This window comes from Teichococcus aerophilus, assembly GCF_014490485.1.
Taxonomy (GTDB): Bacteria; Pseudomonadota; Alphaproteobacteria; order Acetobacterales; family Acetobacteraceae; genus Pseudoroseomonas; species Pseudoroseomonas aerophila.
This window is the reverse complement of sequence record NZ_JACTVA010000025.1, coordinates 37,682-54,062: the sequence shown is the minus strand read 5'-3', so window position 1 is coordinate 54,062 and position 16,381 is coordinate 37,682. Positions and strand designations below refer to the sequence as shown.

13 protein-coding genes are annotated in these 16,381 nt (G+C 68.4%); 8 read left to right on the top strand and 5 right to left on the bottom strand.

What is annotated here, in order from left to right; translation table 11 throughout:
• Nucleotides 1-148: 148 nt before the first annotated feature.
• On the top strand, nt 149-1,717 hold the full coding sequence (locus IBL26_RS14415; protein ID WP_241749380.1) for an ABC transporter substrate-binding protein: 1,569 nt from the start codon (nt 149-151) through the stop codon (nt 1,715-1,717).
• Between the two features lie 286 nt (nt 1,718-2,003).
• Here IBL26_RS14415 and IBL26_RS14410 read toward each other — a convergent pair whose 3' ends face one another.
• Nucleotides 2,004-4,307 (bottom strand): molybdopterin guanine dinucleotide-containing S/N-oxide reductase, encoded by a 2,304-nt coding sequence (locus IBL26_RS14410; protein ID WP_187785200.1) that lies wholly within the window; start codon nt 4,305-4,307, stop codon nt 2,004-2,006.
• A 542-nt stretch (nt 4,308-4,849) separates the two neighbouring features.
• On the opposite strand from IBL26_RS14410, the gene IBL26_RS14405 reads away from it, so the two are divergent.
• Genes IBL26_RS14405 through IBL26_RS14395 form a run of 3 tightly spaced genes read left to right on the top strand, consistent with a single transcriptional unit; the run spans nt 4,850 to nt 8,081 of the window.
• Nucleotides 4,850-5,833, top strand: coding sequence for a Bug family tripartite tricarboxylate transporter substrate binding protein (locus IBL26_RS14405; protein WP_187785199.1), 984 nt, complete (start codon nt 4,850-4,852; stop codon nt 5,831-5,833).
• A gap of 54 nt (nt 5,834-5,887) precedes the next feature.
• Entirely contained in the window at nt 5,888-7,165 is a 1,278-nt protein-coding gene (locus IBL26_RS14400) for a hydroxymethylglutaryl-CoA reductase, degradative (protein ID WP_187785198.1), read from the top strand.
• Nucleotides 7,158-8,081: a hydroxymethylglutaryl-CoA lyase gene (locus IBL26_RS14395; protein ID WP_367615440.1), complete on the top strand. Its 924-nt coding sequence runs from the start codon at nt 7,158-7,160 to the stop codon at nt 8,079-8,081. Before IBL26_RS14400 ends, IBL26_RS14395 begins: the two co-directional genes overlap by 8 nt.
• A gap of 425 nt (nt 8,082-8,506) precedes the next feature.
• Here the strand turns inward: IBL26_RS14395 and IBL26_RS14390 are convergent, their stop codons facing one another.
• Genes IBL26_RS14390 through IBL26_RS14380 form a run of 3 tightly spaced genes read right to left on the bottom strand, consistent with a single transcriptional unit; the run spans nt 8,507 to nt 11,076 of the window.
• A complete protein-coding gene (locus IBL26_RS14390; protein ID WP_187785196.1) occupies nt 8,507-9,916 on the bottom strand; it encodes an aminotransferase-like domain-containing protein in 1,410 nt (469 codons plus the stop codon).
• Nucleotides 9,917-9,962: 46 nt separating this feature from the next.
• Entirely contained in the window at nt 9,963-10,160 is a 198-nt protein-coding gene (locus IBL26_RS14385; protein WP_187785195.1) for a hypothetical protein, read from the bottom strand.
• A 37-nt stretch (nt 10,161-10,197) separates the two neighbouring features.
• A complete protein-coding gene (locus IBL26_RS14380) occupies nt 10,198-11,076 on the bottom strand; it encodes a LysR family transcriptional regulator (RefSeq protein ID WP_187785194.1) in 879 nt (292 codons plus the stop codon).
• A gap of 101 nt (nt 11,077-11,177) precedes the next feature.
• Between IBL26_RS14380 and bla the strand changes: the two genes are divergently transcribed.
• Nucleotides 11,178-12,080, top strand: coding sequence for a class A beta-lactamase (gene bla / locus IBL26_RS14375; protein WP_187785193.1), 903 nt, complete (start codon nt 11,178-11,180; stop codon nt 12,078-12,080).
• A gap of 495 nt (nt 12,081-12,575) precedes the next feature.
• Here bla and IBL26_RS14370 read toward each other — a convergent pair whose 3' ends face one another.
• The gene (locus IBL26_RS14370) at nt 12,576-13,520 is read right to left on the bottom strand and encodes a pirin family protein (RefSeq protein ID WP_187785192.1); all 945 of its coding nucleotides are present in this window, start codon (nt 13,518-13,520) and stop codon (nt 12,576-12,578) included.
• 253 nt (nt 13,521-13,773) lie between these two features.
• Here IBL26_RS14370 and IBL26_RS14365 point away from each other — a divergent pair, with 253 nt between their 5' ends.
• Genes IBL26_RS14365 through IBL26_RS14355 form a run of 3 tightly spaced genes read left to right on the top strand, consistent with a single transcriptional unit; the run spans nt 13,774 to nt 16,380 of the window.
• A complete protein-coding gene (locus tag IBL26_RS14365) occupies nt 13,774-14,715 on the top strand; it encodes an N-carbamoyl-D-amino-acid hydrolase (RefSeq protein ID WP_187785191.1) in 942 nt (313 codons plus the stop codon).
• A 46-nt stretch (nt 14,716-14,761) separates the two neighbouring features.
• Nucleotides 14,762-15,613 carry an amino acid ABC transporter permease gene (locus IBL26_RS14360; RefSeq protein WP_187785190.1) on the top strand — a complete coding sequence of 284 codons (852 nt, stop codon included), beginning with the start codon at nt 14,762-14,764 and terminating at the stop codon, nt 15,611-15,613.
• Nucleotides 15,610-16,380: an amino acid ABC transporter ATP-binding protein gene (locus IBL26_RS14355; protein WP_187785189.1), complete on the top strand. Its 771-nt coding sequence runs from the start codon at nt 15,610-15,612 to the stop codon at nt 16,378-16,380. Before IBL26_RS14360 ends, IBL26_RS14355 begins: the two co-directional genes overlap by 4 nt.
• Nucleotide 16,381: the final 1 nt, after the last annotated feature.

The following is a 16,381-nucleotide window of genomic DNA, read 5'->3' as shown; positions in this document are numbered from 1 at the left end:
ACCGAAGATCCCGAATCACGCGATCAAACACAAGCAGAGAGCAGGGTATGTGAACGGCTGTGAACGCGCCGTGCTGTGACCCGCGCGGGCTGACACCCCGGCGCATCCCGGCCATAGTGTCGCCCTGGACTGATCAGGGAGTAGGATGATGGCCTGGAAACGACCCGTCGTGGCGGCACTGCTGCTGGGCTGCACCGCACTGATGCCGGCCCGGGCCGCCGACCTCACCATCGGTGCCAGCGCCTTCCCGCTCTCCGCCGACCCGCATTTCTACAACGGCATCGGCGACCGCAATCTCTCGCTGCACCTGTTCAGCCGGCTGGTCGAGCAGAAGGGCGACATGTCGCTGACGCCCGGCCTGGCCACCAGCTGGAAACTGGTCTCCGACACCGAATGGGAGTTCACGCTGCGCGAGGGCGTGCGCTGGTCCGACGGCCGACCCCTGACGCCGGAGGACGTGGCGTTCTCCATCAGCCGCTCGGCCAATATCCCGAACAGCCCGCTCGGCTACGCACCCTTCACGCGGGATATCGCGCGGGTCGAGGTGGCGGGGCCGAACAGCATCCGCATCGTCACCCGGCAGCCCTCGCCCATCCTGCCGGTCAATCTCAGCGCCATCTCCATCGTGGCGAAGCATGTGGTGGAGGGGGCGGAGAGTTCCGACTTCGATGGCGGCCGCGCCGCCGTCGGCACCGGGCCCTACCGCGTCACCCGCTTCGCCAAGAACGAGCGCGTCGAGATGGAGCGCAACCCGCAATGGTGGGGCGAACGGGCGGAGTGGGACCGCGTCTCCTTCCGCTTCATCGCCAATGAGGGCGCCCGCAGCGCCGCCCTGCTCTCCGGCGATGTCGACATGATCGACAGCCCTTCCCGCAACGACCTGCCGCGGCTGCGCCAGGACCCGCGCTTCCGCGTCACCTCCACCCCTGGCAACCGTTCCATCCTGCTCCTGCCCAGCTTCCTGGAGGAGAGCAGCCCCCAGGCCGCCGACAATGACGGCAAGCCCCTGGCGACCAACCCGCTGCGCGACCTGCGCGTACGCCAGGCACTCTCCCACGCCATCGACCGCAAGGCCCTGGCCGAGCGCGTGCTGGAAGGCACCGCCCAGGCCGCCGGCCAGTTCATGTGGCCCGGCGCCTATTCCTACACGCCGGATATCAGCATGCCCGAGCATGACCAGGTCCGTGCCCGCGCCCTGTTGGCCGAGGCCGGCTTCCCCAACGGCTTCCGCCTGACCATCAGCGCCTTCGCCGACCGGCCGGATTTCCGCACCGTGGCCCAGGCCATCGCCCAGATGTGGACGCGGGTGGGCGTGCGCACCCAGGTCGATGCCATCCCCGCCTCCTCCTATCTCAGCCGCGGTGCACGGCATGAATTCGCCATGCCGTTCTTCAGCTGGGGCATCAGCACCGGCGAGGCCGGCTACGCCCTGACCAACATGTTCACCACCATGGATGCCCGCACCGGCCGCGGCCCGGCCAATTGGGGCGCCTATTCCAACCCCACCCTGGACGCGCTGATCGACCGTGCCCAATCCACCATGGATGACAGCGTCCGCGAGCAGCTGCTGATCCAGGGCCAGAAGATCGTCGCCGAGGACGTGGCAGGCATCCCGCTCTACCAGCTGGTGAACTTCTGGGCCTCCCGCGCCGGCATTACCTACGAACCGCGCCAGGACCAGCGGACGGTGGCGACGGGGGCGCGCAGCACGCCTTAAGGGGGGGAAGCGAAGGCCGGGGAAAGAATTCCCCGGGCCCCATCTTTTCTTTTTTCGAATTTTCCGTGCGTGGCTGTTGATGGGTCAAGCCTAAGAGCCGGCTCGGTGCGCCGGAGGTCTAGGACCTCCGGCGACTGAGGGTTCAGCCCGCGTAGTCCATTAAAATCATCAAGCAGCGTCTGCTCTCAGTCCTGAGGCACAACGGCAAACTTGAAAAAGAAGAAGGGGTCCGGGGAATTCTTTCCCCGGCCTTCCTTCATCCGACACCAGCAGCCACGCCCAGGCTTCACACCGCCGGCGGGTCCCACGCCCGGATCGGCGGCAGGTTGCCGGTGAACAGCTCCACCTGCACGGTGGTCAACTGGCCTGTGCAGCCCTGGGCCAGGCGGGACGTCCCGGCGTCCCGCGTCAGCACGTTCGGGTTGCCGTGGACGCAGAGCGGCTTGTCCTCCTCCGGGTCCGCCGGGTCGTACCAGGCGCCGGTGGCCAATTGCACCACCCCTGGCGCCACCGCGTCGCTCAGCGCGGCGGCGGCCAGGCAGGCGCCGCGTCCGTTGAACAGGCGCACCACGTCGCCCTCGGCGATGCCGCGTGCGGCGGCGTCGGCGGGGTGCATCCGCATTACCTCCCGCCCCCGGCGCTTGCTGTTGGCGCTGGTGCCGCCGAAATCCAACTGGCTGTGCAGGCGCGTCGCCGGCTGGTTGGCAACGATCCAGAGTGGGGCAGCGTCGTTCGGTACGTCCACTGGCTCCAGCCAGGTCGGGTGGCCGGGGCAGTCGTCATAGCCAAAGGCGTCGATGGTGGCGGAGAAAATCTCTACCTTGCCACTCGGCGTCGGCAGCGGGTGGGCGTCCGGGTCGCGGCGGAAGGCGCCGAGAATGCCGCCGGTATCCTGCTCCAGCGGCATCTCCAGCTCGCCGGCCGCCCAGAAGGTGTCGAAATCCGGGGCGGGGGCACCATGCTCCGCCATGGAGACGCGGGTGATCTCGTACAGGTGCCTCAGCCAGCCACGTGCGTCGCGGCCTTCGGTGAAGGCGTCCTCCTTGCCCAGGCGGGCGGCGAGCGCGGCGAAGATGCTGTAATCGTCGCGCGCCTCGCCATAGGGGGCGGAGACCGGGTGCATCGCCACCATCAGCGGGTCGGTGGTGGCGGCGGCGATGTCCTCGCGCTCCAGCGTCATGGTGCAGGGCAGGATGATGTCTGCATGGCGCGCCGTGGCGGTCCAGGCCGTCTCATGCACCACCAGCGTATCGACGCGATAGAACGCCTCGCGCAGCCGGTTGATGTCCTGGTGGTGGTGGAACGGGTTGCCGCCGGCCCAGTAGACCAGCTTGATGTCCGGGTAGGTCAGCTTTTGCCCGTCGTAGTCGAAGGGCGCGCCCGGGTTCAGCAGCATGTCGGAAATGCGCGCCACCGGGATGAAGTCCCGCACCGTGTTGCGCCCCTGCGGCAATCCGGCGACCGCCACGGCGACCTTGCGCTTGCCGTAATGCGCGATAGAGCCCAGCGCATAGTTGAAGCCGCCCCCCGGCAGGCCGATCTGCCCCAGCATGGCCGCCAGCACGGCCCCCATCCACACCGGCTGCTCGCCATGCTCCGCGCGCTGCAGGGAATGCGCCATCGTCACCAGCACGCGCTTGCCGGCGGCATCGCGCGCCAGCTGGGCGATGCTCTCCGCCTTCACGCCGCTGATGGCGGCGGCCCAGGCGGCATCCTTCGGCGTACCGTCCTTGTGGCCCAGCAGATACGCTTCGAATTCCGGCCAGCCGACGCAGAAACGGTCCAGGAAGTCGCGGTCATGCAGGTTCTCGGTAGCCAGGGTATGCGCCATGCCCAGCATCAGCGCCGTGTCGGTGCCAGGGGTCAGCGGCAGCCACTCCGCGCCCGCCTCCTCCGGTAGGTCGTCCCGCAGCGGCGCGATCAGCACGAAGCGGCAGCCCCGTGCATGGGCGGCACCCATGGCGCCACGCTCGATATGCTTGCTGACGCCGCCGCCGCCAACGGCGCTGTTCTTCACCGCCATGCCGCCGAAGGCCAGCACCAGCTCGGTATGCTCCACCACCTGGTCCCAGGTCACGCTGTGGCGCGTCACCGGCTCGAACGGCCCCAGCACATGCGGGATAATGACGTTGGACGCCCCCGCGCTATAGCTGTTGATGGAGCGGACATAGCCGCCGAGCGTGGTGTTCAGGAACCGGTGCACCTGGCTCTGCGCATGGTGGAACCGCCCGGCGGAGGACCAGCCATACGACCCGCCGAAGATGGACCGCACCCCGTGCTGGTCCCGCACCCGTGCCAATTCACCCGCCAGCAGGTCCAGCGCCTGGTCCCACGACACCGGCACCAGCTCGTCCCGCCCGCGGCGGTCGCTGGGGCCGGGGCCGTTCTCCAGCCAGCCGCGCCGCACCATGGGCTGGGCAATCCGCGCCCGGTGCCGCAGGGCTTCCGGGAAGTTCTGCAGGATGGGGGACGGGTCCGGGTCGCCCGGATGTGGCTCCACCACCAGGGTGCCATCCCGCCAACCGGCCCGGAATACGCCCCAATGCGCGGCGTGTGGCTTCAGGTCCTTCGGATCGGTCGGGGCATTCATGCGGGGCGGAACCTTCCTGCGGCATGGAGAGGCAATGCGCCTCCAATCCGCTGATTGAAGCCGCCTTATCCCTGTGGATCAAGCAGGAGGACCAGGGCTGGCGGAAGCTGACGCGTTGGGGAAGGGACAAGGCCGGGGAAAGAATTCCCCGGGCCCCTTCTTTTCTTTTTTCGAGTTTTGCCGGCGTGGCCGTTGAAAGGTCTGGCCTGAGAGACGACTGGGCGCGCCTAAGGTCCTAAACCTCCGGCGACTGATGGTTCAGCCCGCGTGGCCCAATTGAGATATCATAGAAGAGCGTCCGCACTCAGTCCGACAGCACCACGCTAAACTCGAAGAAAAAAGAGGGCCCCCGGGGAATTCTTTCCCCGGCCTTGCCTGATCTTCAAGTGCCCGATCAACCCGAACCAGACCCTTCCATGGCCACCATGCTGCGCCGCCGCATGGAACTGTGCCAATGATTTGGGGACAAACTGTCCCTGTTGGCCGCCCTGCGGATGGGACAATCTGAGCGGATAAAGAAGACCAAAACAGGAAACGCCCTCATGAATCGTCGCACCCTGCTCGGGGCCGGCCTTGCCCTGCCCGGCCTGCTGCTCGCACGTCCCACCCTGGCACAGACGGACCCGAATGCCTGGCCGAACCGCCCCGTTACGCTGGTGGAGGGCTACCCGCCTGGTGGCGTGACCGACCTGGCGTCCCGCGCCGTGGCCGAGCCGATGTCGCGCAATCTCGGCGTGCCGGTGGTCATCGACAACCGCCCCGGCGCCGCCACCTCGGTCGCCGCCACCTACGCCGCCCGGGCGCGGCCGGATGGCTATACGCTGGTAATGGGCACCACCACCCTGGCCATCAACCAGACGCTGCAGCCGCAACTGACGCCGAAGGACCCGGCGGCGGAGCTGGACGCGATCGGCATGGTGTTCCGCACGCCCTTCATCCTGCACGTGCATCCGTCCCTGCCCGTCACGGACACAGCCAGCCTGATCGCTTATTGCAAGGCCAACCCGGGCAAGGTGCTGTTCGGCTCGCCGGGCACCGGCTCGGTCAGCCATCTGTGCCTGGAGATGTTCCGCGCCCGGGCGGGCATCGACATCGTTCACGTGCCCTATCGCGGCGGTGCGCCGGCGGCGCTGGACCTGCGGCAGGGCCGCATCCATGTCGTGTTCCAGGCCATCCAGGAAGCCGCGACCACCCTGGCGGACGGCGGCACGCGCGGCTTGGCCGTGACGGCGAGCGCGCCGATCCAGGGCTATCCCAGCCTGCCGCCGGTCTCCAACACGCTGCCAGGCTTCGAGGTGTTCTTCTGGCAGGGCCTGTTCGCCCCCGCCGGGACCCCGGCCGCCATTCTGGCCCGCGCCGCCACCGCGCTGCGGTCCGCCACCGACAATCCCACCATCCGCACCCGCATGGCGGAACAGGGCGTCGAGTTGGTCACTGGCGACGCCGCGATGCTGCGCGCCGCCCTGCGGGACGATACCCGCAAGTGGGGGGACGTGATCCGCGAGGGCAATATCCGCCTCGAATAACCGCACCAACCCGCGTCCGCTTCTCCCGTCCCGCTGCCTCCTTACGGAATGCTCATGTCCATCCAGAACCTCACGTCCCGTATCTCCGGTTTCCACCGCATGAGCACCGCGGAGCGGCTGGACGCCGTGGCGGCGTTCTCCGACCTCGATGACGCCACGCGGGCGCAGCTCGCCGCGCCCGGCAATATCAACACGCACCTGGCCGACCACATGATCGAGAACGTGGTCGCCACCCTCTCCATCCCCATCGGCGTCGCCACCAACATGCGCGTCGATGGCCAGGATGTGCTGGTGCCGATGGCCACGGAGGAATCCTCCGTCGTCGCTGCCGTCTGCAACTCCGCCCGGCAGTGCTACGATTCCGGCGGCTTCATCACCTCCGTCTCCGGCACGCTGATGATCGCGCAGGTGCAGCTGGTAGGTCTGACCGATCCGGAGAATGCCCGCCTCAGCATCCTGGAGCACCGCGAGGAGATCGCCGCCATCTGCGATGGCTGCGACCCGCTGCTGGTGCAACTTGGCGGCGGCTTCCGCGACCTGGAAGTGCGCATCGTCAACTCCCGTGGCGGCGCCATGGTCATCACGCACCTGATCATCGACACGCGGGATGCGATGGGCGCCAACACCGTCAACACCATGGCCGAGACGCTGGCGCCGAAGATCGAGGCCTGGACCGGCGGCAAGGTTTTCCTGCGCATCCTCTCCAACCTCGCCGACCGCCGCCTGGCCCGCGCCCGGGCCATCTGGCCGGTGGAGGCCATCGGCGGCGAGGCGGTGCGGGACGGCATGATCTCCGCCTACCACTTCGCCGAGGCCGACCCCTATCGCGCCGCCACGCACAACAAGGGCATCATGAACGGCGTCTCCGCCGTCGTGCTGGCCACCGGCAACGACACCCGCGCGGTGGAGGCTGGCGCCCACGCCTATGCCGCCCGCAACGGCCGCTACAGCAGCCTGACCAACTGGGAAGTCACCGCCGATGGCAGCCTCGCCGGCTCCATCGAACTGCCAATGCCGGTCGGGCTGGTGGGCGGCGCCACCAAGATCCACCCGACCGCGCGGGCCTGCCTGAAGATCCTCGGCGTCACCAGCGCGGCGGGACTGGCACGCATCATCGCCGCCGTCGGCCTGGCGCAGAATTTTGGTGCCATGAAGGCCCTGGCGACGACCGGCATCCAGAAGGGGCACATGGCGCTGCACGCCAACAACGTCGCCATCGCCGCCGGCGCGGTGGGTGACGAAGTGGCGAAGCTGGCCGCGCTGCTGGTGGAGCGCCGCCAGGTGCGCCAGGATGTCGCCATCGCGGAGCTGGAGCGGATGCGTGGTGGCTGAACCCAGCAGGACGACGCTGCCCCGTTCCGTCCGCATCGTCGAGGTCGGCCCGCGCGACGGGCTGCAGAACGAGGCCGTCACCGTCCCCGTGGCCACGCGGATCGCGCTGATCCAAGCCCTGGCGGCGTCCGGCCTGCGCGATATCGAGGCCGGCAGCTTCGTCTCGCCCCGCTGGGTGCCGCAGATGGACGGCACGGCCGCGGTGCTGGCGGCGCTGACGCCCGATGCCGGCATCCGCTACCCCGTGCTGGTGCCCAACCTGAAAGGGTTGGACGCCGCCCTGGCCGCCGGCGCACGGGAGATCGCGGTCTTCGGCGCCGCGTCCGAGAGCTTCTCCCACAAGAACATCAACTGCTCCATCGCCGAGAGTCTGGACCGCTTCGCCCCCGTCGTCGCCCAGGCCGTCTCGGCAGGGCTGCGTGTGCGTGGCTACGTCTCCTGCGTCCTCGGCTGCCCCTATGAGGGCGAGGTGGCGCCGGATGTCGTGGCCACAGTCGCGGCCGCCCTCTCCGCCATGGGCTGCTACGAAATCTCGCTCGGCGACACCATCGGCACCGGTACGCCACTGCAAGCCCAGAACATGCTCGCCACCGTCGCCGCCCGGGTGCCGGTCGGGCAGCTCGCCCTGCACTTCCACGACACCTACGGCCAGGCCCTGGCCAATATCCTGGCCTGCCTGCAACTCGGCGTCTCGGTCGTGGACAGTGCCGTCGCCGGCCTTGGCGGCTGCCCCTACGCCAAGGGCGCCTCCGGCAACGTCGCCACCGAGGACCTCGTCTACATGCTGCACGGCATGGGCATCGAAACCGGCGTGGATCTGGACCAGCTACTGGCCGCCACCGCCCTGATCTCCCGCCACCTGAACCGGCGGCCCGCCTCCCGCCTCGCACAGGCCCGGGGCGTCTTCGGTGCTTAAGCCCGGCGTCTGACCGTAGACGCACGATTTCGGTTTTCGTTCATCCGCAGCGAAAGGGGAAGCGAAGTGAAGGAAGGCCGGGGAAAGAATTCCCCGGACCCCATCTTCTTTTTTCGCGTTTGGCGTCACGCTTCAGGACTGAGTGCGAACGCTTCTGATGATGTTTAAAATGGGCCACGCGGGCTGGGCCGTCAGTCACCGGAGGTCTAGGACCTCCGGCGCGCCCAGCCGTCTCTCAAGACCGCACCCTCACCAGCCGCTCCGGAAAACTCGAAAAAAGAAAAGAAGGGGCCCGGGGAATTCTTTCCCCGGCCTTCCTTCCACTATGGACCAAAATCTTTCAGTTCTTCCCAACAGATCAGGGTAAATCGACCTCCACACCCAAGCCTGCTTCGCCATACCCACTTGCGAACCACCTAAATGGCTTATGCGTCCGTGCTTGCGCCGCCCGCAGAGTGAAACGGCACGCCCATCGCATCCGCCAGGAATTCCAGGAAGCGAGGGTCGCTCGCATGGGCAACGTTGATGCGGAGGGCGGGCACGCCCTGGCCGCGGTCGGGGCTGAAGACGGCGCCGGGTGCCAGGAAGATGCCGCGCGCGGCGGCGCTGCGGCAGAGAGGTTCCTCCTCCAGCCCGGCGGGCAGCTTGGCCCATAGGTAGAAGCCGCCGGTGGGGCGGGACAGGGTGAGGCCCAGCGCGCCGAGATCCAGCGTGGCCTGTGCCGTGGCGGCCTCGACACGGCGCGCCAGGCGGCGCAGGTGGCGGCGGTAGTGCCCGGCCTCGATCAACTGCGCTACCAGCCGCTCCGCGTACTGAGAAGTGGAGACGACGGTCAGCAGCTTCAGGTCGTTCAGCGCCTCCACCACCGGCGCCGCCCCGGCCACGAAGCCGACGCGGAGCGAGGCCGACAGGGTCTTGGAGAAAGTGCCGACATACAGCACCCGCCCCAGCCCGCCGATCGCGGCCAGGCGGGGGCTGGCGGCGGGCAGCAGGTCGGCGAAGGGGTCGTCCTCCACCAGCTGGCATCCGTGCTGCTCGGCCAGTTGCAACACCGCCGCCGCAACGCTTGGGCTGAGGGTGCCCCCGGTGGGATTATGCCCCAGGGACTGGGTGAAGAAGGCGCGCGCCGGGCGCTGCGCCAGTTTGGCGCGCAAGTCGTCGATGTCTGGCCCGTCAGGGTTGCGACGGATGCCGACGATCTCCGCCTGCGCCAGGCGCAGCTTGGCAAAGAGCGGGTAGTAGCCTGGGTCATCGACCAGCACGCGGTCCCCGGGCGCGACCATGTTGCGAATGACCAGGTCCAGGGCATGGTTGGCCCCCTGGGTCAGCAGCACGTGGCCTGGCGTGCAATGGATGGCGCGTTCGGACAGCGACTGCGCGATCCGCTCGCGCAGCGGTTCATAGCCCCAGGAACTGCCGTAGCTATGCGCCTCGCCCCGGTACTGGTCGCGGCTGGCCTGGGTCAGGCAGCGGGCCAGCTCGGACTCTTCCATCCAGGAGGGGGGCGGGCGGCCCTCGCCGGGGCGGACCACGTAGTGTTCCTCGGTCTGCTCACGCAGCAGGGAGACGAGGCTCAGCGCTTCCACCACCTCCTGTCGCCGCGGCGGCGGGCGGCAGGGCTGATTGGCAACGAAGTAGCCGGCGCCGCGCCGTGCCTCCAGATGGCCGGAAGCCACCAGCCGCTCATAGGCCTCGGCCACGGTGTTCTTGGACAGGCCCTGTTCCCGCGCGGCGGCGCGGACAGAGGCGACGCGGAGGCCCGGACGTAGCAGCCCACCCTCCACGGCGGCCGCCAGCCGGGCAACGATCTGGTCCGCCTTGGAGGCACCCCTCATGCCGGCAACCACGCCACACAAGGTTGCTTGCCGCCCCGCATATCCGTCACGCCCCCCATGCCACGCTGCAGCGTAATCTGTTCGCACAGCCCGGCATGTTTCGCGCGATAAAGGCGGAGATCACCGAACCGCTGGCCAGCAGGTCCGCATCCGTCCGCAGCGCGGCCTCGGGCTCCACCTGCGCCTCCGCGATGAAGAACTGGTGGTAGCCCGCCATCAACATACCTTCGAATGGCGGCTTCATCGTTCTATTCCCCTCGCATCCACGGCCTTGCGGCGGTTCATGCAGGCTGCGTGTCCGGCTGCGCCAGCAGCCAGTCGCGGAACGCCGACATCGCTGCCGTCTCCTCGCGCGATTTCAACCGGGTCAGCCAGTAGCTGCCCAGCGTCACCTCCGCGCCGAAGGGGCGTGCCAGCCGGCCCTGGCGGATGTCATGCTCGAACATCCGCACCGGCAGCAGAGCCACGCCCGTGCCTTGCACAGCTGCCTCCGCCATGGTCAACGACGAGTCGAACACGTAGCCGCGCGTCGTGCGCGGTGGCAGGTCCACCACGGCGAACCAGCGGGACCATTCATCCACGCGGTAGGAGCGCAGCAGCGTCTCCCGCGCCAGATCGGCCGGCTGCCGCAGCCGCCGCGCCAGCGCGGGCGCGCAGAGCGGCGAAAGCGGCGCGGAGAACAGACGCAACGCCTCCGTGCCATGCCAGGCGCCGTCCCCAAAGCGGATGGCATAGTCCAGCCCCTCCCCCGCCAGGTCGACGCGGTTGTTGTTGGTCATCAGCCGCACATCGACGAAAGGCTGCGCGGCACGGAACTCCGCCAGCCGCGGCAGCAGCCAGCCGGTGACGAAGGTGCCGACCGCGCCGAGCGTCAGCACCTCCCGCACCCGCCCGCCCTCGAACCGGTCCAGCGTGCCGGCGATGCGGCGGAAGGCGTCGGTCAGCACCGGCAGCAACGCCTCCCCCTCCTCGGTCAGCGCCAGGCCGCGCGGCAGCCGCCGGAACAGCGGCACACCCAAGATTTCCTCCAGGGTCTTCACCTGCTGGCTCACCGCCGCCTGGGTCACGCGCAGCTCCAGCCCCGCCCGGGTGAAGCTTAACTGCCGCGCGGAGACCTCAAAGGCTCTCAAGGCATTCAGGGGGACGCGGTTCAGGCTCATGCCTGGTGACATTAGATAATCTTGGGTCTCCGGCAAGGGATCATCGTTTGTCCGGACGCCGCCGGCTGCGCCATCTCGGCGCCCACAGAAGGAGACACAGCATGATCAGCAGACGGTCCTGGATGGGCGGTACGGCGGCCCTGAGCGCCCTGGCCATGGGCTTCGGCGCGCCACGCCTGGCCCACGCCGCCGGCGGCTTCGCCGCCCTGCCCGCCACTTTCGCACGCATCGAGGCCACGCGCGGCGGCCGCCTCGGCGTCGCGGTGCTGGATACCGGCAACGGCCAGCAGGCCGGCCACCGCCAGGACGAGCGCTTCGTGCTGTGCAGCACCTTCAAGCTGTTGGCCGCCGCCGCCGTCCTGGCCCGCGCCGATGCGGGGCAGGTCCGCATGGACCAGCGCATCCGCTACACGCGGCAGGACCTCGTCGCCTACTCCCCGACGACGGAAAAGCACATCGGCGGCAACGGCATGACGCTGGCCGCCCTGTGCGAGGCCACTATGGTCCTCAGCGACAATGGCGCCGCCAACCTGCTGCTGCGGGACGTGCTGGACGGCCCGGCAGGCCTGACCGCCTGGCTGCGGCGGATCGGTGATCCCACCACCCGCCTGGACCGCAACGAACCCGCCCTGAACGAATCCGTCGGCGACGATCACCGCGACACCAGCACCCCCGCTGCCCTCATCGCCACGCTCCATAAGCTGGCGCTCGGCGACACCCTCGCCCCCGCCAGCCGGGCCCAACTGCTGGGATGGCTGCGCGGCAACCTGACCGGCGACAAGCGCCTGAAGGCCCGCCTCCCCCCCGGTTGGCAGGCGGGTGAGAAAACCGGCACCTATAACGAATCCCGCACCAGCAACGACATCGGCCTGTTCTGGCCCCCCGGCGGCGCCGCCCCTATCCTGGTCGCCGCCTACCTGACCGAAGGCGCCGCCGACGGCGCCATCCGCGACGCCGCCCTGGCCGATGTGGGCGCCGCCGTCGCCGCCGCCTGGTCCCCGTGACGCGCTTGGCGGCATCTGCCGGCCAGGCGCCGCCACTGGCAGCGACGGCAGACATCGTCTCCCCGCCGTCTCACGTCCTATGGGTGCCGATGAACGAACTGGCACAGGGCGCGCGATGGCCTTTAGGAGCCATCTTGAGCGAGGGCTGCCTTCGTCATCCAGGACGATAACCTTGTTGGGCGCCTGGGCAGTGTCGAGAAAGGGAAAGGCCGGTGAAAGAATTCCCCGGACCCCATCTTCTTTTTTCGAGTTTTTCCGGGTGTGGCCGCTGAGAGGTTGGGCCTGAGAGAAGGCTGGGTGTGCCGGAGGTCGTAGACCTCCGGCGACTGACGGTTCAGCCCCTGTGGCCCATGATTAAAATCATCAAGCAGCGTCCGCTCTCAGTCCTGAAGCGCCACGCCAAACTCGCAGAAATAAAAGAAGGGGTCCGGGGAATTCTTTCCCCGGCCTTCTCCACACCCAAAACTCCCAAGCCCTGCGCCGTCCAAGGCACCTCTACTCCCGCGTCGCAGCCCGCACGCGGACGCGCTCTTCCGGCAGCGGGATGAATTCCTGGTCGTCGCCAGGCACGCGGTCGAAGCGCCCGGCTTTCCAGTCGGCCTTGGCGTGCTCGATCCGTTCGCGCGAGGAGGAGACGAAGTTCCAGAAGATGTGGCGCGGCCCGTCCATGGTGGCGCCGCCCAGCAGCAGCAGGCGGGCGCCCAGGGGTCCGGCCAGCAGGGACATGTGGTCCCCGGCGCGGAAGACCAGCATGCGGCCGGCGGTGAAGCGGTCCCCGGCGATGCTGACCTCGCCTTCCAGCACGTAAGCGGCACGTTCGTCATGCCCGTCGGGAATCGGCAGGGCGGCTCCGGCGGCGAGGATGGCATCGGCGTAGAAGAGGGGCGAATGCGTGACGACGGGCGCCCGGGCACCGAAGGCCTCGCCGGCGATCAACCGCACGCGGGCGCCGCCGTCTTCCAACACCGGCAGGGTGGCGGCACCGTGGTGCACGAAGGCCGGGGCATCTTCCTCCGCCGCCTTCGGCAGGGCGACCCAGGACTGGATGCCGGAGAGCTTGCCGCCAATCGGCCGCAGTGCCTGGGCTGTGCGCTCGGAATGCGCGATGCCGCGCCCGGCGGTCATCCAGTTGACGTCCCCCGGCACGATCGGCTGGTCGGAGCCCAGGCTGTCCCGGTGCTGGATGGCGCCCTCGAACAGGTAGGTCACGGTGGAGAGCCCGATATGCGGATGCGGGCGGACATCGAGCCCGTGGCCGGAAAGGAACTCGCCGGGACCCATCTGATCAAAGAAGATGAATGGGCCGACCATCTGTCGTTCACGCGCCGGCAGGGCGCGCCGCACCTCGAAGCCACCGATATCATGGGCGCGGGGGATGATGACGTGATCGATGCCCGCTGGCAGCGCCAGGGAGGCGCCGGGGTCCTGTTCCACGCTCATGCCGATCTCCCGCGCTGCTGTGCTGGCGGATAGATTAAGCCCTGGGGGCCGGGCGCTTCCAGGGTTTCCGCTAGGCGCTGCGTTGGTTGCCGCGCTGCACAATGGGCAGCCATCCGCACGTCGAACTATAATCTGGCTGAATGGTAAGCGACGATTTTATATCAAGTGCATGATTGCACTGCGTTCTTATTATGCGATTGTTGCCAGCGCCGGGCGGTGCCCGGCCGCATCAAGAAGCAAGAGAACGCCTGCCATGCCCCGTATCCTTCGCCTTGCCGCCGCCCAGATGGGCCCCACCCAGCGGGCCGAGCCGCGGGACGTGACGCTGGCCCGCCTGATCGCGCTGCTGGAACAGGCCGCCAGCCAGGGCGCCCAGCTCGTGGTGTTCCCCGAGCTGGCCTTCACCACCTTCTTCCCCCGCTGGCTGCTGAGCGGCGAGGAACTGGAATCCTACTACGAAGCCAGCATGCCGAACCCGCAGGTGCAGGAGCTGTTCGACCGCGCCCGTGAACTCGGCATCGGCTTCTATGTCGGCTATGCCGAACGCACGCCGGAAGGCCTGCACTACAACAGCGCCATCACCGTGGGTCCGGACGGCAGCATCCTCGGCAAGTACCGCAAGGTGCACCTGCCGGGCAGCGTCGAGCCGCGCGAGGGCGCTCGCTTCCAGCAGCTGGAGAAGCGCTACTTCGAGTATGGCGACACCGGTTTCCCCGCCTTCCGCGGCGCCGAATCCTGGCACCGCCCCATCATGGGCATGCTGATCTGCAATGACCGCCGCTGGCCCGAGGCCTGGCGCGAATACGGCCTGCAGGACGTGGAGCTGATGGTGATGGGCTACAACTCGGCGGCCTACGACCCGAATGGCGGCACCACCGAGAACGAAGAAATCCGCACCTTCCACTCCAACATCGCCGTGCAGGCCAATGCCTACATGAACGCCACCTGGGCGGTCAGCGTCGCCAAGGCCGGCAACGAGGATGGCTCCGGCCTGATCGGCAGCTCCGTCATCGTCGACCCGAACGGCGTCATCGTCGGCCAAGCCAAGACGCTGGAGGACGAGGTGGTGGTGGCGGATGCCGACCTCGATGCCGTGCGCCAGGGCAAGGACAAGATGTTCAACTTCGCCCAGCACCGCCGGCCGGAACACTACCGCCGCATCGTCGACCAGGTCGGCGCGCAGCCCCCGGCCTGATACCCGTACCGAACACCCCGGACCCCCTACAGGAGGCCCCGCGCCCATGACGCAACCTGTCCAGGCACGCAGCGCGCTGCCGGATATCTCCGGCTACCGCCTGGTGCCGGAGCGGCACTGGGGCCGCTGGGCCGCCGTGGCGCTCATCGCGCTGCTGCTGGCCGGCCTGGCCCGCGCCTTCGCCGTCGGCGATATCGAGTGGACCTATGTCGGCCAGTTCCTGACCGCGCCGGCCATCATGCAGGGCCTGGTCAACACCATCTGGATGTCCATCGCCGCCATGGCGCTGGGCATCACGCTCGGCGTCGGCACGGCGGTGATGCGGATGTCGCCCAACCCGGTGCTGCAGGGCGTCGCCATGGGCTACACCTGGCTGTTCCGCGGCACCCCCATCATCCTGCAGCTGCTGCTGTGGTTCAACCTGGCGCTGGTGTTCCCGAAGCTAGGCTGGGGCGACTACTCGCTGCGGACCGTCGATGTCATGACGCCGATGCTGGCGGCGCTGCTCGGCCTCGGCATCAACCAGGGCGCCTATACCTCGGAAGTCGTCCGCGCCGGCATGCTTTCGGTCGATACCGGGCAGTATGAGGCGGCGAAGTCCATCGGCATGACGCGCCTGACCGCGCTGCGCCGCATCGTCTTCCCGCAGGCCATGCGCGTCATCATCCCGCCTTTGGGCAACGAGTTCATCGGCATGGTGAAGCTGACCTCGCTGGCCAGCGTCATCCAGTTCGCCGAGATCCTGCACAACGCGCAGAACATCTACTACGCCAATTCCCGCGTGATCGAGCTGCTGATCGTCGCCGCCATCTGGTACCTGGTCATCGTCTCCATCCTGACGCCGGCGCAGATGCTGCTGGAACGCCGCTTCTCGCGCGGTGCCGGAGGTTCCCGATGAGTGGTCGTCCTCTCGTCTCCATCGTCAATGTCGAGAAGCATTTCGGCAGCTTCCATGCGCTGAAGGGCGTGTCGCTGGATGTCCAGGCGGGCGAGGTGCTGTGCATCATCGGAGCCTCCGGCTCCGGCAAGACCACGCTGCTCCGCTGCATCAACCAACTGGTGCATACCGATAGCGGCGCCATCTGGGTGGATGGGGAGCTGACCGGCCACCGCATCCAGGGCCACAGCCTGCACCCGCTGTCGGAGGCCGAGATCGCGCGCCAGCGCCTCTCCACCGGCATGGTGTTCCAGCGCTTCAACCTGTTCCCGCACATGACGGCGCTGGAGAACATCGTCGAGGGCCCGGTGCAGGTGCAGGGCCGCCCGCGCCGCGAATGCGAGGCCGAGGCCCGGACGCTGCTGGAGCGCGTGGGCCTGGCGCACAAGGCCGATGCCTATCCCGCCAATCTCTCCGGCGGCCAGCAGCAGCGCGTCGCCATCGCCCGCGCCCTGGCGATGAAGCCGAAGCTGATGCTGTTCGACGAGCCGACCAGCGCGCTGGACCCCGAGCTGGTGGGCGATGTGCTGGCGGTGATGAAGGAACTCGCCCGCTCCGGCATGACGATGATCGTCGTCACGCACGAGCTCGGCTTCGCCAAGGAAGTCGCCGACCGGGTGGTCTTCATGGACCATGGCAGCATCGTCGAATCCGGTTCCGCAAGTGAAGTCCTGGGCAACCCGCGCGAGGCGCGGACCCAGGCCTTCCTCTCCGCCGTTCTGTCCTGAG